The 19580-nt window shown below is 66.9% G+C and carries 26 protein-coding genes; 13 read left to right on the top strand and 13 right to left on the bottom strand.

Features of this window, described 5'->3' with window-relative positions; genetic code table 11:
* Positions 1–23 precede the first annotated feature (23 nt).
* From OVY29_RS19720 to phhA, 5 genes are read left to right on the top strand one after another with little or no spacing between them, the layout of a single operon-like run.
* Positions 24–674 (top strand): Crp/Fnr family transcriptional regulator, encoded by a 651-nt coding sequence (locus OVY29_RS19720; protein WP_081933025.1) that lies wholly within the window; start codon positions 24–26, stop codon positions 672–674.
* 19 nt (positions 675–693) lie between these two features.
* Positions 694–1458, top strand: coding sequence for a molybdate ABC transporter substrate-binding protein (modA, locus tag OVY29_RS19725; protein ID WP_037554436.1), 765 nt, complete (start codon positions 694–696; stop codon positions 1456–1458).
* Positions 1458–2153, top strand: coding sequence for a molybdate ABC transporter permease subunit (gene modB / locus OVY29_RS19730; protein WP_313911951.1), 696 nt, complete (start codon positions 1458–1460; stop codon positions 2151–2153). The genes modA and modB overlap by 1 nt, the downstream gene beginning before the upstream one ends.
* On the top strand, positions 2143–2763 hold the full coding sequence (locus tag OVY29_RS19735; protein WP_037554523.1) for a molybdenum ABC transporter ATP-binding protein: 621 nt from the start codon (positions 2143–2145) through the stop codon (positions 2761–2763). The genes modB and OVY29_RS19735 overlap by 11 nt, the downstream gene beginning before the upstream one ends.
* Before the next feature lie 39 nt (positions 2764–2802).
* On the top strand, positions 2803–3675 hold the full coding sequence (gene phhA, locus OVY29_RS19740; RefSeq protein WP_037554433.1) for a phenylalanine 4-monooxygenase: 873 nt from the start codon (positions 2803–2805) through the stop codon (positions 3673–3675).
* A gap of 3 nt (positions 3676–3678) precedes the next feature.
* On the opposite strand, the gene OVY29_RS19745 is transcribed toward phhA, so the two are convergent.
* The 5 genes from OVY29_RS19745 to OVY29_RS19765 form a co-directional block, all read right to left on the bottom strand.
* A complete protein-coding gene (locus OVY29_RS19745; RefSeq protein ID WP_037554431.1) occupies positions 3679–4491 on the bottom strand; it encodes a hypothetical protein in 813 nt (270 codons plus the stop codon).
* A 62-nt stretch (positions 4492–4553) separates the two neighbouring features.
* Positions 4554–5525: a 50S ribosomal protein L11 methyltransferase gene (locus OVY29_RS19750; RefSeq protein WP_037554430.1), complete on the bottom strand. Its 972-nt coding sequence runs from the start codon at positions 5523–5525 to the stop codon at positions 4554–4556.
* Complete coding sequence (locus tag OVY29_RS19755; RefSeq protein ID WP_037554428.1) at positions 5526–6218, bottom strand: SDR family NAD(P)-dependent oxidoreductase; 693 nt, start codon at positions 6216–6218, stop codon at positions 5526–5528.
* Positions 6219–6373: 155 nt separating this feature from the next.
* A complete protein-coding gene (locus OVY29_RS19760) occupies positions 6374–7726 on the bottom strand; it encodes a methyl-accepting chemotaxis protein (RefSeq protein WP_313911952.1) in 1353 nt (450 codons plus the stop codon).
* Between the two features lie 103 nt (positions 7727–7829).
* Positions 7830–8297 carry an Lrp/AsnC family transcriptional regulator gene (locus tag OVY29_RS19765; protein WP_200880151.1) on the bottom strand — a complete coding sequence of 156 codons (468 nt, stop codon included), beginning with the start codon at positions 8295–8297 and terminating at the stop codon, positions 7830–7832.
* Between the two features lie 158 nt (positions 8298–8455).
* Between OVY29_RS19765 and ald the strand changes: the two genes are divergently transcribed.
* The 7 genes from ald (at position 8456) to OVY29_RS19800 (ending at position 13409) form a co-directional block, all read left to right on the top strand.
* A complete protein-coding gene (gene ald, locus OVY29_RS19770; protein WP_037554427.1) occupies positions 8456–9571 on the top strand; it encodes an alanine dehydrogenase in 1116 nt (371 codons plus the stop codon).
* 21 nt (positions 9572–9592) lie between these two features.
* Positions 9593–9829, top strand: coding sequence for a hypothetical protein (locus OVY29_RS19775; RefSeq protein ID WP_037554426.1), 237 nt, complete (start codon positions 9593–9595; stop codon positions 9827–9829).
* A gap of 407 nt (positions 9830–10236) precedes the next feature.
* Positions 10237–10695 carry a hypothetical protein gene (locus OVY29_RS19780; protein ID WP_313911953.1) on the top strand — a complete coding sequence of 153 codons (459 nt, stop codon included), beginning with the start codon at positions 10237–10239 and terminating at the stop codon, positions 10693–10695.
* Positions 10695–11510, top strand: a complete 816-nt coding sequence (locus OVY29_RS19785) for a ferredoxin--NADP reductase (protein ID WP_313911954.1) — start codon at positions 10695–10697, stop codon at positions 11508–11510. Before OVY29_RS19780 ends, OVY29_RS19785 begins: the two co-directional genes overlap by 1 nt.
* Positions 11511–11593: 83 nt before the next feature.
* Positions 11594–12217, top strand: a complete 624-nt coding sequence (locus OVY29_RS19790) for a lysophospholipid acyltransferase family protein (protein ID WP_313912082.1) — start codon at positions 11594–11596, stop codon at positions 12215–12217.
* Complete coding sequence (locus tag OVY29_RS19795) at positions 12214–13029, top strand: DUF1295 domain-containing protein (protein WP_313911955.1); 816 nt, start codon at positions 12214–12216, stop codon at positions 13027–13029. The genes OVY29_RS19790 and OVY29_RS19795 overlap by 4 nt, the downstream gene beginning before the upstream one ends.
* Complete coding sequence (locus OVY29_RS19800; RefSeq protein WP_037554419.1) at positions 13005–13409, top strand: hypothetical protein; 405 nt, start codon at positions 13005–13007, stop codon at positions 13407–13409. The genes OVY29_RS19795 and OVY29_RS19800 overlap by 25 nt, the downstream gene beginning before the upstream one ends.
* A gap of 9 nt (positions 13410–13418) precedes the next feature.
* On the opposite strand, the gene OVY29_RS19805 is transcribed toward OVY29_RS19800, so the two are convergent.
* Both OVY29_RS19805 and OVY29_RS19810 read right to left on the bottom strand, forming a co-directional pair.
* Entirely contained in the window at positions 13419–14489 is a 1071-nt protein-coding gene (locus tag OVY29_RS19805) for an alpha/beta hydrolase family protein (protein WP_313912083.1), read from the bottom strand.
* Positions 14489–15418, bottom strand: coding sequence for a 2-oxoglutarate and iron-dependent oxygenase domain-containing protein (locus OVY29_RS19810; RefSeq protein ID WP_313911956.1), 930 nt, complete (start codon positions 15416–15418; stop codon positions 14489–14491). Before OVY29_RS19810 ends, OVY29_RS19805 begins: the two co-directional genes overlap by 1 nt.
* A 131-nt stretch (positions 15419–15549) precedes the next feature.
* Here OVY29_RS19810 and OVY29_RS19815 point away from each other — a divergent pair, with 131 nt between their 5' ends.
* Complete coding sequence (locus OVY29_RS19815; RefSeq protein WP_313911957.1) at positions 15550–15975, top strand: EVE domain-containing protein; 426 nt, start codon at positions 15550–15552, stop codon at positions 15973–15975.
* 40 nt (positions 15976–16015) lie between these two features.
* Here the strand turns inward: OVY29_RS19815 and OVY29_RS19820 are convergent, their stop codons facing one another.
* From OVY29_RS19820 to OVY29_RS19845, 6 genes are all read right to left on the bottom strand, one after another.
* A complete protein-coding gene (locus OVY29_RS19820; protein WP_313911958.1) occupies positions 16016–16345 on the bottom strand; it encodes a PilZ domain-containing protein in 330 nt (109 codons plus the stop codon).
* Between the two features lie 88 nt (positions 16346–16433).
* On the bottom strand, positions 16434–17024 hold the full coding sequence (locus tag OVY29_RS19825) for an SOS response-associated peptidase family protein (RefSeq protein WP_313911959.1): 591 nt from the start codon (positions 17022–17024) through the stop codon (positions 16434–16436).
* A 7-nt stretch (positions 17025–17031) separates the two neighbouring features.
* Entirely contained in the window at positions 17032–17433 is a 402-nt protein-coding gene (arfB, locus tag OVY29_RS19830) for an alternative ribosome rescue aminoacyl-tRNA hydrolase ArfB (RefSeq protein WP_037554410.1), read from the bottom strand.
* Complete coding sequence (locus OVY29_RS19835) at positions 17426–18109, bottom strand: RNA pseudouridine synthase (RefSeq protein ID WP_313911960.1); 684 nt, start codon at positions 18107–18109, stop codon at positions 17426–17428. Before OVY29_RS19835 ends, arfB begins: the two co-directional genes overlap by 8 nt.
* A 24-nt stretch (positions 18110–18133) precedes the next feature.
* Positions 18134–18934, bottom strand: a complete 801-nt coding sequence (locus OVY29_RS19840) for a class III extradiol ring-cleavage dioxygenase (protein WP_313911961.1) — start codon at positions 18932–18934, stop codon at positions 18134–18136.
* Positions 18935–18938: 4 nt separating this feature from the next.
* Positions 18939–19535, bottom strand: a complete 597-nt coding sequence (locus tag OVY29_RS19845) for an FMN-dependent NADH-azoreductase (protein ID WP_313911962.1) — start codon at positions 19533–19535, stop codon at positions 18939–18941.
* Between the last annotated feature and the right edge of the window lie 45 nt (positions 19536–19580).

The following is a 19580-nucleotide window of genomic DNA, read 5'->3' on the forward strand; positions in this document are numbered from 1 at the left end:
GTGTCGCAAAAGCGGCGACAGAAATGCAAAGATCTTATCAATTGGCACTTGCCGAGCGCACCCGCCTCGCTGGCGAGGAACGCGACCGTCTGCTCGCGGCGCGCGAGCCGCGCGGTTTCGTCGACGGCCAGTTCGTCCAGCATCAGGGCGATCCGGGCGACGCCTTCTGGGCGGTGATCGAGGGGCATGTGCTCGTCGGCCGCTATGCCGAGGATGGTGCCTTCACCGCCTTCGCGGTGCTCGGGCCCGGCGACATTTTCGGCGAACTCGCTTTCTTCACCGGCTTGGAGCGGCAGGTCGATGCGATCGCCAGCGGCCCTGCGCGGCTGGTCGCCATCGATCGCCCGCTGCTCCGCCGGCTGATGCAGGAGGATGTCGGGTGGGCCGAACTGTTGCTGCGCAGCCTGGGGCGCCAGCTTGCGGTATCGCTCGACATCATCGACGCCGAACGGCGGCTGCCGACCGCCGAACGACTGCGGCGTCTGCTCGCGGCGATGGCCGCCGACGCGCCCGACGGCCGGACGATTCGCTCGACGCAGCAGCAACTTGCCGACCTGCTCGGCGTCTCGCGCGTGACGCTCGGCGCCGCGCTCCGCTGCCTTGAAGGCCGCGGCGAGATCGCCCGTGGCTACCGCCATATCCGGCTGCGCGCGCCGCTTTCGCCGGGTGGGTGAGGGCGCTATAGCTTTGCCGATGGCCCGTTTCCTCCACCTGTTCGCGCTGCTCTTCGCCTTGTTGCTGACGCCCGCCGCGATCGCACAGGAGCGCGGACCGGTGGTGCTTGCGGCGGCAAGCCTGCAGGAATCGCTCACGGAAGCGGCGAACGCCTGGGCGGCGAAGGGTCACGCTAAACCCGTCCTCTCCTTCGCGGCCTCGTCGGCGCTTGCGCGACAGGTGATCGCGGGCGCGCCCGCCGACCTCTTCCTGTCGGCCGACGAACCGTGGATGGATGCGGTGGCGAAAGCGGGCATGCTGCGTGCGGGAACGCGCGCGACCTTGCTCGGCAACCGCCTCGTGCTGATCGCCCCCGCGGCGAGCCGGACAAAGCTGACGATCGCGCGCGGCTTCCCGCTCGCAAGAGCACTCGGCACCGGCCGCCTCGCGCTCGCCGACCCCGATGCGGTGCCGGCGGGCAAATATGCGAAGGCCGCGCTGAGCCGTCTTGGCGTATGGACCGGCGTTGTCGCAAAGGTCGCGCCTGCCGAAAACGTCCGCGCCGCGCTGGCGCTCGTCGAGCGCGGCGCCGCGCCGCTGGGCATCGTCTATGCGACCGACGCACGCGCGTCGAAAGCGGTGCGCGTCGCGGGCACCTTCCCCGCGACCAGCCATCCGCCGATCCGCTACCCGGTCGCGCTGCTCAAGGCATCGCGCCACAAGGATGCGGCCGCCTTCCGCACCTTTCTCTTCTCGAAACAGGGCCGCGCCATCTTCGCTCGCCACGGCTTTTCGGCGCCCTGATGCTATCCGCCGAAGAGTGGGGGATCGTCGCGCTGTCGCTGAAGGTCGGCGGCCTCGCGGTGCTCGCGACGCTTCCTGTCGCCTTCGGCCTTGCGTGGGTTCTCGCGCGCTACCGTTTCCCGGGGCGCGTGATCGTCGACGGGCTCGTTCACCTGCCGCTCGTCCTGCCGCCCGTCGTCACCGGCTGGCTGCTGCTCATTGCCTTCGGCCCGCTCGGCCCCGCGGGCCGCTGGCTCGAAAGCTGGTTCGGCGCGACCTTGATGTTCCGCTGGACCGGCGCCGCGCTCGCCGCGGCGATCATGGCGCTGCCGCTGATGGTGCGCGCGATGCGGCTGTCGATCGAGGGGATCGACCGGCGGCTCGAGGGCGCGGCGCGCACATTGGGCGCGGGGCGCTGGCATGCCTTCCGCACGATCAGCCTGCCGCTCGCGCTCCCCGGCATTCTCGCCGCGCTCGTGCTTGGCTTCGCGCGCTCGATTGGCGAGTTCGGCGCGACGATCACCTTCGTCTCGAACATCCCGGGCGAGACGCGCACCTTGCCGCTAGCCATCTATTCGGCGCTGCAGGTGCCGGGGGGCGAGGCGATGGTGACGCGGCTTGCGCTGCTGTCGGTTTTGCTCTCGCTCGGTGCGCTGATTCTCTCCGAATGGCTCGTCCGCCGCACCCATGGCGAAAGGCAGCGCCGTGGCGATTGATATCGACATATCGCGCCGCCTCGGCGACCGGGTCATCGCCGCGCGCTTTACCGCCGGCCCGGGGCTGACCGCGCTCTTCGGCCCGTCGGGGGCCGGCAAGACGAGTATCCTGGGCATGGTCGCGGGGCTGCTCCGCCCCGATCGCGGGCATATCCGCATCGGCGACCGCACCTTGTTCGACAGCGCCACAGACCTGCCGCCCGAGGCGCGCCGCGTCGGCTATGTCTTTCAGGACGGCCGGCTCTTCCCGCATCGCCGCGTCCGCGCGAATCTCGTCTATGGCCTCGATCTCGCGCCGCCCGCGAACCGCTGGATGAGCCTCGACGAAGCGACGCGCTTCCTGGGAATCGACCACCTCCTCGACCGCTGGCCGCAAAGCCTGTCGGGCGGCGAGGCGCAGCGCGTCGCGATCGGCCGCGCGTTGCTCGCGGGTCCCGAAATCCTGTTGATGGACGAGCCCTTGTCCTCGCTCGACGCGGCGCGACGGGGGGATATCATGGCGGTGATCGAGCGGATTCGCGACGAACTCAAACTGCCGATCCTCTATGTCAGCCACGACCGCGCCGAGGTCGATCGCCTCGCGACGCAGGTCGTGGAGATCGGAGAATAAAGTTTCACTTGAAACCATATTGATGATAGAAGCTGTCCTATGGAAAGCCAGTTTACCCACGTCCACGACACGCCGCCGCCGGGCGCCGCGGCCGACTGGACGATTCCGCAAGATTGGGACGCTTTCACCGCCGACGAACATGCGATGTGGGATCGCCTCTTCGCGCGCCAGTCGGAGATGCTGCCCGGCCGCGCGTCCGAAGCCTTTCTGCGCGGCATCGACGTGCTGCGCCTCGAAAAGCCGGGCATTCCCGATTATCGCGAACTCAATGCGCGCCTGACGGCGGCGACGGGGTGGCAGGTCGTCGCGGTGCCCGGCCTCGTCCCCGACGATGTGTTTTTTGACCATCTCGCGAACCGGCGCTTTCCCGCGGGCAATTTCATCCGCACGCCCGAACAGCTTGATTACCTCCAGGAACCCGACGTCTTCCACGACGTCTTCGGCCACGTCCCGATGCTCGCCGACCCGGTCTTCGCCGACTATATGGTCGCCTATGGCGAAGGCGGGCTGCGCAGCCTTAAATTCGATGCGCTGAAGCAACTCGCGCGGCTTTACTGGTATACGGTCGAATTCGGCCTGATCCGCGAGGCGGGAGCCTTGCGCATCTATGGCGCGGGCATCGTCTCGTCCTTCGCCGAAAGCGTCTTCGCGCTCGATTCGGACAGCCCGAACCGCATCGGCTTCGACCTCGCGCGCGTGATGCGCACCGACTACCGGATCGATGATTTCCAGCAGAATTATTTTGTCATCGACAGCCTCGACCAGCTGCTGAGCACGACGGTGAACACCGATTTTGCGCCGCTCTACGCCGCCAACGCCGCGCTGCCGCCGATCCCGATCGCCGACATCTTGCCCGGCGATGCGGTGATCACCCGCGGTACGCAGGACTATGCCCTCGCCAAGAGCGGCTGACGCTCAATCCTCACCCCGGCGGACGGCCCCCACCAGCCGGTTTCGGTGTTGGTAGGCTTCTCGGTCGGGCGGCAGGCTGTATATGCCGCGTAGCAGCGCCATGTCTTTGCCCGACAGATCGCGATGTTCCGGCTCGTCGCCGAACAGTCCCATGATCGAATCGCTGGGCGGCGGCGGATCGCCGTTGAGCTCGGCGAGCGCGACCATCGCCGTATAGGACGCGACCGAATCGAGCAACGTACCGTCCGCCCGCTCAGCATCGACGATCACCGTCGCCGAGCGCAACGCGCGCACCACCTGCGTGCTCACGATGCTGCTGTTATATTGCTTGAGCACGCCGCTGTTCGTCGGCATGCCGTCGCGGCTTTCCTCGCGCGTGCCATACCACCAGCGGATCGGCCCGTCGCCGTGCACCAGCCGTTCGCGTTCGGTCGGCGACAGGGCAGCGACCTGTCGCGGCGATTTGTCGAAGATCGCACGGGTCAGGCCGTCGCCGTCGTCGGTGAAGATCACCGCAATATTCGGGGTGCAGGGCTTTGGCGCGATGGGCGCTCCCGCTGCTTCCGCGACATCGCGGATCCGGTCGTCGACGATTCCCGCGACCTTGGCATCGACGCCGATCGTGCGGGGACAGACGGGTGCGATCCAGCGCGCGACGGGGTTTAGCGTGGCGACGCCTGTGCGGCGGACAAATTCGGCGGCACGTTTTCGCTCTTCGCGCTTGGCTTCGGGGGTCCCGGTCACGATGATCGAATCGGGGTCTTCCCCGGCGGCGGGTGCGGCGGCGAGCAGGGCGAGGGCGGCAAACAGGCTCATGGCCGATTCTCCCGATGACATGCAAAAAGCTAGCAAATCACCGGTAAAATTCAACCATTTGGCTACCAGCTCCCGAAACTGGCATCCGACGGGCTCGCGCGGTGCAGTGCGCGTTCCCTGCGCCGCCAGCCATAGCGGCGGCGTTTGACGAGCAGCAGGCACGGCCATTCGGCGCTGCCCCCGCGCGCAGCGAGGCGAAAGCCCTGCGCGCGATAGGCGGCGAGCACGGGATCCATCTGGCGCGCGATCAGCCCCGCAAGGATCGCATGGCCGCCCGGCGCGGTCGCGGCGGCGATATCGGGGGCGAGGGTGATCAGCGGCCCCGCGAGGATATTGGCGATGACGAGGTCATAGGGCGCGCGGTGGCGGATCGCGGGATGGTCGGTGCCCGGCGCGACCGCGAGCGCCAGCCGGCCGCCGCCGCGGCCCAAGGACACGCCGTTGATCCCCGCATTGTCGCGCGTCACAAAGATGCTCGCGGGGTCGATGTCCGACGCTATGACCTTCGCACGCCGCCATAATGCCATCGCCGCAAAGGCCAGCAATCCGGTCCCGGTGCCGATGTCGGCGATGTTGCGCGGGCTCGCGCCTTGTCGCGCCAGCCGGTCGAGCATGGCCAGACAGCCCGCGGTCGTATCGTGTCCGCCGGTGCCGAACGCCTGGCTCGCGTCGATCAGGAACGGCGTCGTCCCCGGCGGCACACGGTCGGCGCAGCTGCTCGTATGGACGAAAAAGCGTCCCGCCCGCACGGGCTCGAGCCCCTGCTGCGACAGGGTCACCCAATCCTCTTCGGGAAGTTCCGCGACGACCGGCTGCTGACTCTTCGCGCTTGGCACGAACGACTGCAACAGCTTCAACAGCGCCGCGCCCGGCTTGGCGTCCATATAGGCGTCGAGCTGCCACAACCCCGCATCCTCATCGATCTCGCGCGTCACGATGACGGGTGCCTCGGGCATCGCGTCGAGTTCGGGAATTTCGCCCGACAGCGCTTCGGCCTCGTCGCGCGTGCAGGGAAGGGAGACGGTCCAGCTCATCTAGCGCACATAGCTCGCGCCATTGACGTCGAGCACCGCGCCGGTCATCGACGCGGGCGCATCGAGCGCGCACCAGCGCGCCATCTCGCCCACTTCGTCGGGCATCGCGACGCGCCCCAGCGGAATGTCGGCGAGCAATTTGTCGCCGCCACGGCTCGCGAGATAGTCGTCGGCCATGCCCGTCATCGTGAAGCCGGGACAGATCGCAAAGGCGAGGATGCCGTCCTTTGCATAGGCGCGCGCGATCGTCTTGGTCATCGCGACCATGCCCGATTTCGACGCCGCATAATGCCAGTGCGCGGGGCTGTCGCCGCGATAGGCGGCGCGGCTCGCGATATTGACGATGCGGCCGGGAGCGCCGCGTTCGTGCCAATGCAGCACCGCATGGCGGCACAATTGCGCGCTAGCGGTCAGATTGACCTGCATCGTGCGGTTCCAGTTCGCGAGCCAGTCGGCATTGGCGTCGCCCAGCGGATTGCGCTCGAACACGCCGGCGTTGTTGACGAGCACATCGATGTGGCCGTCGAGCTTGTCGAGGCTCGTCTGCCACAGCCGGTCGGGGGTCGCGGGATCGGAAAGGTCGCCATCGGCGCTCGACAGCGCGACGACTTTGGTCGCGTCGCCGGTCAGTGCCTCCGCGATCGCGGCACCGATACCGCGGCTCGCGCCGGTGATCAGGATATGCGTGCTCATGCCCGTGCCTTAGGCAGCGGCGCGGGGCTTGCCAAGTTACCGCGGCCCATCAACCGCCGTCATCCCGGCGAAGGCCGGGATCTCGTCGGTGCGTCAGGCTCCAAGGGCGAGATCCCGGCCTTCGCCGGGATGACGGTGAATGGGGGAAGGCATGTTTACGCCACCCGGCGGCTGAATTCGCTCGCGGCCTGTTCCAGCTGCTGGAGGCGCCCGCCCATCTTGGCGAATTCCTGGCTCAGCACGCTGATCTCGTTCGCGACCATGCCCGAATCGTTGCGGATGCTCGCGATCGTCGACGACATGCTGTCGGCGGCGAGCGCGGTCTCGTCGACGGCGGCGGTGATCGAGGTGACCGTCTGCGCCTGCGCGTCCATCGCGTCGCGGATGCGCTGCGCCGAGGTCTGCACCTCGACGATCGTCTGCTGGATCGACTGGTTCGCGCTCACCGATCCCCGCGTCGCCTGCTGGATCGCGGTGATCTTGCCCGCGATATCGTCGGTCGCGCGCGCGGTTTCGTTGGCAAGGCTTTTCACTTCCTGCGCGACGACGGCAAAGCCGCGGCCCGATTCGCCCGCGCGCGCCGCCTCGATCGTGGCGTTGAGCGCGAGAAGATTGGTCTGCCCCGCGATCTCGCGGATCAGGCCGAGGATCGATTCGATCGACTCGGCGTGGTGCGACAGCGTTTCGGACATGGCGACGGCTTCGCCCGCCTGTTCGGACGCGCGCGTCGCGACGCTCGCCGACGCTTCGACTTCGCTGCGGGCATCCTCGATCGCGCGGATCAGCCCCGCGGCGGTCGACGCGGCCTCGCGCATCGCCATCGCCGATTGTTCGGACGCGGCGGCGACTTCGCTCGTCTTGGCGATCATGCCCTTTGCCGCTTGATCGGCCGAGGCCGCCTGCCGCGCGAGCTGTTCGCGCACGCCGTCTGTGTCCTGCACCAGCGAGGCGATCGAACGGTCGAAATCGCCCGCGAGCGTTTGCCGCTCGCTCGAAAACACCGCGCGGTCCAGCTTCGCCGCGTAACGCTGCATGATGTCGAATTCGAGCAGCGCGAGCCGGTTGATCGCGCTCGTCAGCCGCGCCAGCCGCTCGGCATCGCCGATGCACGCCTCGACGACATATTCGATCGTCAGGCGCTGGCTTTCGGCGATGCACGACATGACCGAGGCGAGCGGCAGCTTCACGCGACGCGCCATATGCGTGTTCTGGCACGCGATCGTCGCGACCTCCTGGCCCGCGGCGTCGGCATATTTGACCGCCGTGTGGCGCGCGCTGCCGCGGACATAGCTGTCGTAAAGCTCGCCCTCGACCTTGCGGTCGACGCCGGGAAGCTTGTTGAACGCGTCCCAATAGGCGCGCGCGACCGCTTCCTCGCGGCCGGCGATGATTGTGTGGATTTCGGCCCCGCAGGCGGCGAGCTGGCCGTCGAGATCGTAAAAGGGAAAACGTTCCGACATCAAAATCGGATCGATCTGCTGCTTATGAATCGGATTTTCCTTCACCATGATCTTGGCTTCCTGATCGATCCCAAACGCGCGAGTCTGCCGCTCGCAACGCATCCCGCGAAACTGGTGAACAGGATATGCGATAGAAGTGGTAAAGGCGGTGTTAACCGGCCGCAGGCACCGGATAGCCCTCAAACGCCTTGATCGTGCGCAGTGCAAAGGCACTGTGCATCGCCGCAACGCCGGGCAGCCGCGACAGGCAATGGCGGTGCAGCCGGTCGAAATCGGCGACGCTCCGCGCCGCGACGCGCAGCCGGTAATCCGACGCGCCCGAAAGCAGCTGGCATTCCAGTATCTCGTCGAAGCTTTTGACCGCGCTTTCGAACGCGGTCAGCGCCTCCTCGCTCTGCGACGTCAGGCTGATGTCGACGAAGACGTCGAGGCCCAGCCCGATGCGCTCGGGGTCGAGCCTCGCGGTATAGCCGGTGATAATCCCCGCCGCCTCGAGCGCCCGGATGCGGCGGTGGCACGCCGAGGCCGAAAGCCCGACGATGTCGCCGAGTTCGGCCGCCGGACGCGGGCCGGTGCGTTGCAGCAAGTCGAGCAGCTTTGTATCGATCCTGTCGATCATTGTGCGTCCTCAGGCCCATTCGCGCATAATCCGTGCGCACATCTCGCGAATCCGGCCGGCATATGCAAGCACCTCGCGGAGCTTTTCTGCTAAAAGCGCCGACAAGTTTTCGGCGGCGCATGACGATCGCCGATGACATCCCAATTCGGAGAGCGACCATGATCATCGGCACCCCCAAGGAAATCAAGAATCACGAATATCGCGTCGGCCTGACCCCCGAAAGCGCGCGCGAACTCGTCGTCCACGGCCACCGCGTGCTCGTCCAGACCGGCGCGGGCGAAGGCATCGGCGCGCACGACCGTTTCTACGAAGAGGCGGGGGCGGAGATCGTCGCGACCGCTGAAGAGATTTTCGCGCAGTGCGACATGGTCGTAAAGGTCAAGGAACCCCAGCCGGTCGAACGCGCGATGCTGCGCGAAGGCCAGATCCTCTACACCTATCTCCACCTCGCCCCCGATCCCGACCAGACGCGCGACCTTATGAAATCGGGCGCGGTGTGCATCGCCTATGAAACCGTCACCAGCCCGCACGGCGGCCTGCCGCTCCTCAAGCCGATGAGCCAGGTCGCGGGCCGCATGTCGATCCAGGCGGGCGCGACCGCGCTCGAAAAGGCGCATGGCGGCCGCGGCGTGCTGCTCGGCGGCGTGCCGGGCGTGGCACCGGGCAAGATCTGCGTGATCGGCGGCGGCGTCGTCGGCTTCAACGCGGCGCAGATGGCGGCGGGGCTCGGCGCCGACGTCACCATCCTCGACCGCGATCCCGAAGTGCTCGAACGCGTCGGCACCTTCTTCGAGGCGCGGGCGAAGACGCGCTTCTCGAACCGCGCCAACTTGGCCGAATGCGTCGCCGAGGCGGACCTTGTCATCGGCGCGGTGCTGATCCCCGGCGCCGAGGCGCCCAAGCTCGTCACGCGCGAGATGCTCGGCACGATGCGCCCCGGCTCGGTCCTTGTCGACGTCGCGATCGACCAGGGCGGCTGCTTCGAGACGAGCCACGCGACCACCCATGCCGACCCAACCTATGTCGTCGACGGCATCGTCCATTATGCCGTGGCCAACATGCCGGGCGCGGTGGCGCGCACCAGCACCTATGCGCTCAACAACGTCACGCTGCCGCATGCGCTGCGCATCGCCGATCTCGGCTGGAAGGATGCTTTGAAACGCGACGTGCATCTTGCGCAGGGTTTGAACGTTTGGAACGGTAAGGTGACGTTCGAGGCCGTAGCCGAAGCGATCGGAACCGATTATGTGCCTGTCGAACAGGCACTCGCCTGACAATAAGGAACGACAGAGACGATGACCGACCAAGTGCCGCCTCCCCCGCCCGAACAGGAAGAAGAAAATGAAGTGCTGCGCGCCTCGCGCGAGCTGCAGCAACAAAAGGAAGCGGCCGACGCCGCCGAGGCGGCCGACAGGGAAGCCGCAAGGGGCAAGCGCGCCGGCTGGAAAACTGCCGCCGCGGCGGGCATCGGCATCGGCTCGGCCGCGGTGATCGCCGCGCTGCTCTATGCGAACCGCGACAAGATCAGGTAATTCGGCCCGAAAGCCGGTTGGAGAGGGGGCCGTGCGCCGCCTGAGGCCCCATCGGCGGTTATGGGGTGGTGAGCGGACATTCCACAACCGTCGCCCCCGCGAAGGCGGGGGCCGCTAGCGGCCTTACTCAGCGGCATTGTGTAAAACGACAGCGGCCCCCGCCTTCGCGGGGGCGACGGCTAGGTTCGGTCGTTTCCGGCCTTTCGTCATGCCGGACTTGGTCCGGGATCCATTCTTCCCAACGTCGGCGACTGGACCCCGGACCAAGTCCGGGGTGACGATGATTTATAGGAAGCAGTCGGTCGCTTTCAGCCTTTTGCGACCTCGATCAGAATATAATTGCAAATGACTCGCAATAACATATAAGCCCGCCGATGCCGCTCCCATGCGCGTTGGAAAGGGAATCGATGTACGCCTTTGTCGACCGGCCGATGGAGAGTCTCTGCAACCCCGGGCGCTTCCTGCTCTGGGCGATGCGGGGGTGGGTCTCGGCCGCCGAGCGCGGTCAGTGCCCGCCGCAGAAGCTGCACCGGGGTTTCGTTGCCGTGAATGCGGCGGGGGCGCTGCCCGATTTCCATGTCGCGATGGCGCTGCTCGGCGACGACGCGGTGGGAACGCTCGTCCTCGCCCCGATGCCGTGCCTCCAGATTTCAGAGGATGAAGCAATTCTGCTTGGACTCTGGCGCGATATTTCGCTTGGGGATGTGGCAAATGCCCACGCGACGCTGGCCTTGCTGGCCGAGGGAGACGGCGTCGGCCCGATCGCAAAGGCGATGGGCGCCGCGGCCGACCGGTTGGTCGCGGCAGGGTTCGATATGCCGGCTCTCGCGGCCGGCACCATGACACATCAGGAAAGTTCAAAGTGATGAGTGACCGTATCGCCGAAGCCGCCAAGCTCGCCCCCTCCGCCTCGCTGACCGTCGAGGAGGTGCGCTCGGTGCGCCACTGGAACGAGCATCTGTTCAGCTTCACGATCACCCGCCCGCCGAGCTTTCGCTTCCGATCGGGCGAGTTCGTGATGATCGGCCTACCGGGCGAGGGGCGCCCCTTGCTGCGCGCCTATTCGATCGCCAGCCCCGCCTATTCCGACGAACTCGAATTCCTGTCGATCAAGGTGCCCGACGGCCCGCTGACCTCGCGGCTGCAGAAGATCCAGCCGGGCGACCCCGTCTATCTCGGGCGCAAGCCGACCGGCACGCTCGTCGCCGACGCGCTGACCCCCGGCCGGCGGCTGTTCATGCTCTCGACCGGCACCGGGCTCGCGCCCTTCCTCAGCCTCGCGCGCGATCCCGACATCTACGATCGCTTCAACCAGATCGTCATCGTCCATTGCGTGCGGCAGGTCAGCGACCTCGCCTTCCGCGAGGAGCTCGAAAGCCAGCTCGCCGGCGATCCGCTGGTGCAGGATCAGGCGCTGCTGCAATTCCATTATCTGCCGACGGTGACCCGCGAGCCCTTCCGCACCACCGGCCGCATCGACGCGCTGATCGCCGACGGTTCGCTCTTCGGTCATCCGCTGACCGGCCCGACGCAGTTCGATCCCGCGACCGACCGCGTCATGATGTGCGGCAGCATGGCGATGATCCGCGACCTGCAGGCGCGTTTCGAGGAGCTGGGTTTCCAGGAAGGCTCCAACGCCGCGCCGGGCGACTTCGTGATCGAGCGCGCGTTCGTCGGCTGATCCGCCGCCCCTTCCTCGCCCCTTGCGCGGCGCGTGGCTTTCGCGCAATCGGTGCCGAGGGAAGGGGAGCAGGTGTGACACCGATGGAAGACGACCCGCCGGGGCTGGTGGCGCGCGCCGTGCGCCGCCTGCTGCTTTTGCTGTACCGGCTGCGCGGCTGGAAAGCCGCGGGCGTGGTGCCCCGGCCGCGGCGCTTCATCCTGATCGCGGCGCCCCACACCAGTAATTGGGATTTCGTCAATTTCCTCGGCCTGACCGCCGACCTCGACATCCGCCCGCATTTCATGGCGAAGCTGTCGCTGTTCCGCTGGCCGCTTGGCGGCTTCATTCGCCAGATGGGCGGCGTCCCGGTCGACCGCCGCGGCGGCAGCAATGTCGTCGAGCAGATGGTGCGGGAATTTGCGCGCCGAAGCGAATTCATGCTCACCGTCGCGCCCGAGGGAACGCGCGGCAAGGCCAAAAAATGGCGCACCGGATTTTACCAGATCGCGCTCGCGGCCAAGGTGCCGATGGTCGTCGGGCTGATGGATTATGGCACCAGAACCGGTGGGATCGGCCCGCTGATCTGGCCGAGCGGCGATTTTCGCGCCGACATGATGAAGGTGCTGGAAAGCTATAAAAATTGCGTTCCCCGATTTCCCGAGCGTGCGGTCCGGTCGATCGATGATATAGTCGGCGCCGATGAGGAACCGGACATGCGTGCATGAGTGACGCCCTTTCGCTGCTCGGCGTCAATTTCGCGGGATTGCTTGGCGTGATCCTGCTGCTGTGGGGCGTGGCGAGGCTGATCCGCGACGTCTCGTTCATCGATGCCTTCTGGGCGTTCGGAATGGTGCTTCTCGCATGGGGCACCGCGTGGCAGGCGGGTTTCGACGCGCCGCATGCGAAGCTGCTTCTCGGCGTCACGACGCTTTGGGGGCTGCGGCTTGCGATCCACCTCATAATCCGCTGGGCGCGCGACGGCGAAGACCCGCGCTACCGGAAAATGCTCGCGAACAGGATCGAGAAGCGCAAGTGGAGCTGGGCGAAGACCGCGCTGCTCACCGTTTTCCTGACGCAGGCACCGTTGCTGTTCCTCACCTGCCTGCCCGCGCAGATCGGCATCTGGGCGAGCGCGGGCACCCCGCAGAACGTTGGGATCGTCGGATGGCTCGGCGCCGCTGCGGCGCTCGCCGGCGTCGCATTCGAAAGCATCGGCGACGCGCAGCTCGACGCCTTCCGCAAGGATCCCGCGAACAAGGGCAAGGTGCTCGACACGGGCCTGTGGCGCTATACGCGCCATCCCAATTATTTCGGCGACGCGCTGACCTGGTGGGGCATCTGGCTCGTCGTGCTCGATCTCGGCTGGGGACCCGCGCTCGCGAGCCTCATCGGGCCGGTCTTCCTGACCTTCACTCTTACCAGATGGTCGGGCAAGGCCTTGCTCGAAAAGGGGCTGCACAAGACGCGGCCCGCTTATGCCGACTATGTGAAACGTACGTCGGGCTTTATTCCATGGCCGCCAAAGACCAAGGTTTAGGCGGCGATGAACGCCCGGCGGATGTGTCGGCGCTCGGCGACGCGCCGCGCATCCGCGCGATATTGATCGAAGCGGCGCGCGCGGGGCGCAGCGTCAGCTACTCCGAACTGCTCGGCGACCTCGGCTTTCGTTTCACGCGGCCCAAGATGCGCGCGGTGTGCCGGACGCTCGAAGAGGTCGACCGGCTGAGCGCGGCCGACGGCGAACCCGACCTTGCGGTGCTCGTGGTCCGCGAGTCCGACCGCTTGCCGGGGCAGGGCTGGTGGGTCGGCGGCACCGCGCTGCTCCTGGGCTACGACGGGCCGTGGGAGGGCGCCGCCGCAGCACGCTTCATCCGCGAGCAGCAGCAGGCGGTGTTCGATTATTGGGCGGGGCGATAGGAGGAAACCTCAGTCGCCGGTGAAGCCCCGCGCCGCCAGCCAGCTCGCCAGCAGCGCGAAATATTCGGGCGAATCGGGACGTTCGGTGCCGTCGTACTTGGGGTCGAGCGATGTCTTGAGATCCTGCGACATCTGCATCGCATGGTCGGCGCCGGCAATCACATGCACCTCCATATTGGGCATCTGCGGCGCGACGGCCTTCAGGCGCTTGGCCGAATCGGCGACCGGAACGACCGCATCGTCGGCGCCAAAGAGGATGAGGGTCGGCACGGTGACCGCCTTCAGATTGACCAGCGGATCATTTTCGATCTCCTTGCGCCAACCCGATACGTCGCGGTCGCGGAAGGTTTCGCCCATATAGAGATATTTGAACCACGGCTTGGCCTTGATCCCGTCGAGCTTCGCCTGCGCTTCGGCGCGGCTCACGGTGCCGCGCATATAATCGTCGACCGCCTTTCGCGCCGCGACCATCTGCTCGATATCGGCCGCTGAATAGCCATTGGCCTTCAAATGGTTCGTCGAGGAAAAGATCATCTGGACGTCGGCGGTCACCACCGGCGCCGACACCGCGACGACAAAGGCGATGTCGGAGCTCCGCGACGCGGCGAGCGGCGAAATCCAGCCGCCCTGACTCAGCCCCCAGGTGCCGATGCGCCGCGGATCGATGCGCGGATCGCTCTTCAGGCTCCGCGCGGCGGCGATCGCATCGTCGGCGAGGAGCGTGAAATCGCCCCCGGCATTCTGGCTGCCCGACTGGCCCGATCCGCGCCGGTCGTAAGTGAAGACGGCGATGCCCAGCGCCGGCAGCATCGTCTTGAGATGATCGTAGAGCGACGCCGAACCGAGCGGCGACGAGGCGCTGTGCGTCACGACCACCGCCGCGACGGGCTTGCCGCTGCGCGGTATGTGGAGCGTTCCCGCCAGCTCGCGATCGCCGTTAGTGAACCGGCGCTCCTCGGTTACGACCTCGGTCGTCGCGGGCGCGCTCCACGGCAGGCTAGGCGATTTCGGCGCTGCCTGGGCCGCGGAGGGCGAAGCGAGGCTCGTCACCAGCGCGAACAGCGCGACGGCGGTGCGCATCACTTCTTCAGCCCGATCTCGCGCAGCCGTTCCTGCAGATACTCGTCCGCTGTAATCGGCGTCGGATAGAGGTTCGGGTGCGATGCGTCGATGCAGCTTTCGAGCGTTTCGATCGGATAGTCCGAGCGGAAGTGGAGGAAGAAGGGCATCGAATAGCGGGCGACGCTCGCGCGGCCCGCATCGGGGTTGCGGACGCGGTGCGTCGTCGACGGCAGGCGGTTGTTGGTGAGCCGCTGGAGCATGTCGCCGACGTTGACCGCCATCGCGCCCGGCGGCGGGCTGACGGGAAGCCAGCTGCCGTCCTTGTCGAGGATTTCGAGCCCCGCTTCCTCGGCGCCGAGCAACAGCGTGATCGTGTTGATATCCTCATGCGCTTCGGCGCGGATGCCCTTCGCGGGCGCTTCGACCGGCGGATAATGGAGCAGGCGCATCACGCTGTTGCCGTCCTTCACCGTATCGTCGAAGAAATCGGGCGCGAGGCCGAGGTAGCGCGCGATTCCCGACAGCAGGCGCCCGCCGACGCGGTCGAATTCGGCGAACAGCCTGTCATAGGCGGCGCGGAAGCCGTCGACTTCCTTTGGCCAGACATTGTTCGGCTGCTGCGCGGCGAGCCGGTGGCCCGCGGGCAGGTCGCGGCCGACGTGCCAGAATTCCTTGAGGTCGACTTCCTTCGCGCCCTTGGCGATTTCGGTGCCGAACGGCGTATAGCCGCGCGCGCCGCCGCCGCCCGCGATATGATAGGCGCGCTTCACCTCTTCGGGCAGCGCGAAAAATTCCTTCGCCTTCGCCCAGGCTTCGTCGATCAGGTCGGGATCGATGCCGTGATCGGTGATCATCGCAAAGCCGAAGCGTTCGAACGAGGCCCCGAAATCCTTCGCGAACTGGTCGGCGGGAAGCGACATGGAAATGACGGGAACGGCAGCGGTCATGCGGGGTAAGTCCATCTGATAAGGGGCGGCGCCACAGGCGCGTCATGAGTCGCGATTTAGGCGCTGCGTGGCGACGGTTAAAGGGAAAAAGGCGGTTCCGTCCGCCGCGCGGCTCGGCTAAGCCCGCCGCCATGGCAAAGCAATATTGGCTGATGAAATCCGAACCCGACGCCTATGCGTGGGACCAGCTCGTGCACGACGGCACGGGCATCTGGGACGGCGTGCGCAACCACACCGCGAAGCTCAACATGATGGCGATGAAAAAGGGCGACGAGGCGCTCTTCTATCACAGCAATATCGGCAAGGAATGCGTCGGGATCATGGAGATCACCGAGGAAAGCTTCCCCGACCCGACCGCCGACAAGGGATCGCCCTGGGTCGTGGTGCGCGTCGCGCCGGTGCGCGCGCTCGCGCACCCGGTGACGCTCGCGGCGATCAAGGCCGATCCGAAGCTCGCCGACATGGACCTCATCCGCCAGTCGCGGCTGTCGGTCGGACGCGTGACGCCCGCCGAGTGGAAACATATATTGAAGAAGTCGGAAAAGCCCGAGGGCTGATCTGTATTCCTCCCTGTCGCGCAGCGATGGGGAGGATATGTCAGACTTGCCGCAGTTTCGCCTGCAGATGCTGGGCGACCGACACATGGAGCGGGTGGACGAACTCGCAGCCGTAATTATTGCCGTCGGCGCGGCGGACGACGGCTTCCAGAGGCTGGAGCCCGGGCAGGTTCACCCAGATATGCTTGCCGATCTGCGGCCGGAAAGACGTCACCATGCGAAAGCCGGTCGACGACAGGTCGAACAATTCGACGTTGAAGGGGTTGAGCCCCGGTTCGCGGAAGCGCGCGCGCGCGGTTACCGGCGCGCGCTCGGCGCCGCGCCCACCCTTGGGCGCCTTTACGGCTTCGATGGTGCGATTCCCCAACACGGATTCGGTCCCTGCATGTCATTCTTGGTCGCCGCGAATTTAGGACATCGCTGGTTATCGCAAAGTGAAGCGATATGGTGAAATCCGTCTATACCGGCGGCGCGTCTCCGACCGCCATCGACTGGCCGGGAAAGGGGACGGCGAGCGCCACCGCGGCGCGCCATTCGCCGCAGAGCCAGGTCGCATGATCGTCGCGGTGCAGGATCACCGGCATGGCCTTTGGCTGGTGATGTCCGATCAGCCGGTTCGCGTCGGTCGTCAGCATTGCGAAGCACGGCCAGTCCTCGCCCTGCCGCACCACGCCGGCAAAGGCGAAGATCGGCTGCGACGGCACCCAAAACCAGTGCTGCCGCCGCGCGCCGCCCGCTCCCGACCAATAGGCAAAGGCGGTCGCGGGGATCAGGCAGCGCAGTTCGGCATGGCGCAAGGTGCCGATCCAGAACGGGCTGGTCAGGTTGCGGACGTGCGTGACGGGTTCCGTGCCTTGCGGTGGAGGCGGCACGCCCCACAGCTTCGGGCGCAGCCAGCGCCGCGATCCGCCGCGCCCGTCGCTGACGATTACCGGCGCGGGGCGTGCGGGCGCGACATAATCGCCCGTCCACGGGTGGTCGCCGGCTTCGGCGCCGAACGTCGCGGCGATCGTGCTCGCGGGCGCATCGAGGCGGTAGAGGCTGGTCAACAGGGCGTCAGTCGATGCCGCGCACCCGCCCGCGTCCGGCCTTGATGCTGCTGCGCGCCTTCTTGCTATCGACGCGCTTCGCCTTGGCGGCCTTGCTCGGCTTGGTCTTGATGCGGCGTTCGGGGCGCACGAGCGCGGCGTCGACCAGCTCGTTCAGCCGCGCGCGCGCATCGGCGCGGTTCGCTTCCTGGGTGCGGAAACTCCGCGCGAGGATGACGAGTTCGCCCGCCGAAGTCATCTTGCTCCCCGCGAGCGCCTTCAGCCGGCGATAGGCATCGGGCGCGAGGCCGAGCGCGAACACATCGACGCGCAGCTGGCACGCGGTCGCGACCTTGTTGACATTCTGGCCCCCCGGACCCGACCCCGCGAGAAACTTCTCGCTGATCGCGCTTTCGGGAATCTCAGCCACGCGTCGGCTCCGCTCCCTCCGGCGCCGCGAAGCCCAGCGTAACGAACGCGTCGGGGAAGGGTGCCTCGGCAATTATCGATGGCTTGACGTCACGTTTTACGACCAGCCTTTCAGCATGGAGCAGCGTGCGCGTCTTCGTGCCGCCGCGCCCATAAACGGGATCGCCGACGAGCGCAAAGCCAAGCCCTTCGAGCGCGTGGACACGCAGTTGGTGCGTGCGGCCGGTTTCGGGACGAAAGCGGAGCAGCGCGCGGCCCTCGACCACCGCGAGCTTCTCCCAGTGCGAGACCGACGGCTTGCCTTTCGGGTCGCCGACCATGCGCCAGCCGGTCTCGGCGGTCGAGGTCTTGGCGAGCGGCAGGTCGATCGTACCGCTGTCTCCGTCGGGCACGCCGTCGACGATCGCGAGATATTGCTTCTCGACCTCGCGGCTTTCGAACGCGCGCGTGAAGCGGCCGTGCGCTTTGGGATTGCGCGCGAGCAGCAGGCAGCCCGACGTGTCGCGGTCGAGCCGGTGGACGGGAAGCGGCCAGCGCTTGAAGCCGAACCGCAAGGAATCGAGATGGTTTTCGAGGCTGAGGCTGCCGTCGCGCGGCGCGTCGACGGGAAGCCCTGCGGGCTTGTCGATGACGAGGGCCTCGCCGTCGAGGAAAAGGACACGATCTGAAAGGAGCATGGCGCGCTATAGGCGCGCCGCTGCCTAGTCGAAAGCGTAAACGTCCATCGCGAGCAGGCCATAGGTCACGCTGTGATGCAGCCGTTCGCCCTTTAATGGCGTCCCGCCCGCGCCCATCGCGACAAAGAGCGGCAATATATGGTCGGGGGTCGGGTGATTGTCTGCGCCGTGCGGTGCGCGCTCGACGCTGTTCAGCACGTCGTCGACGGCTCCCACAGACATCCGTTCGGCAACCCAGTCGGTAAAATCGGTGACCCATGCCGGCGCGGGGGCGTCGATCGGCGGGCGCGCCGAAAACAGCGCGCGCAGGTTGTGGGTGATACTGCCCGACCCGACGATCAGTACGCCTTCGTCGCGCAGCGGCGCGAGCGCCTGGCCAAGCGCGTAATGCCATTCGGGCGTGGCATTCGAGGCGATCGAGAGCTGGACGACGGGAATGTCGGCGTCGGGATAGATGAGTGAGAGCGGCACCCACGCGCCGTGATCGAGGCCGCGGGCCGCATCGGCGGTGACGTGAAGACCGCGGCCCGCGAGCAACTCGACAACCCGTGCCGCCAGCGCCGGATCGCCCGGCGCGGGATAGCGCATCGCGAACAGCTCGTCGGGGAAGCCGCCGAAGTCGTGGATCGTCGGCGGCGCGGTCGACGCGGCCACCGTGGCCCGCCCGCCCTGATACGCCGCGTCATGATGCGCCGACACGACGAGGATCGCGCGCGGGCGCGGCAAATGGGCACCCAACCCGGCGAGGAAGTCCCGCGCCGGGCTGGGCTCGAGCGCCATCATCGGCGAGCCGTGCGAAAGGAAAAGGCTCGGCGGACGGCGCATCGGTTCAGGCCGCTTGGCTCAGCTCGCCGATCGCGGCGGTTGCGCGATTGAGGGCGTCGCCGTCCATCAGATGTCCGTCGGCGGCGATGATGGTGACATCGGTAATGCCGACGAAACCAAGGATGTGTTTGAGGTAACCGCTCGCGAAATCGACCTCGCTGCCCAGCGGCACGCCGCCCGAGGCGAAGACGATGAAAGCGCGCTTGCCCTTCAGCAACCCTTCGGGACCGGCTTCGGTATAGCGGAAGGTGCGGCGCGCGCGGGCGATCAGGTCGACCCAGGCCTTGAGCGACGCGGGGATCGCGAAATTATAGATGGGAGCGGTGATGACGATCGTGTCGGCGGCTTCGAGTTCGGCGATCAGCTCGTCCGAGCCGGCAAGCAGCGCCTTCTGTTCGTCGCTGCGCTCGGCCTCGTCGGTGAAATTGGCGCCGACCCAGCCTTCGGTCAGCAGCGCCGGCGGCGCGGCGTTGAGATCGCGGCGGGTCAGCGTCGCGCCGTAATTCTGTTCGACGAGGCGGTTGACGAGCTGGTCGGCAAGCAAGCGGGTGGTCGACCCTTCGTTGCGGGCGCTGGCATCGATGCGAAGAATATGGGCCATCGTAAATACTCCTTTTGCGGTTGGGGAGAGGGAAAGCGCGAGCCG

Source organism: Sphingopyxis sp. SE2 (assembly GCF_032227185.1).
Taxonomy (GTDB): domain Bacteria; phylum Pseudomonadota; class Alphaproteobacteria; order Sphingomonadales; family Sphingomonadaceae; genus Sphingopyxis.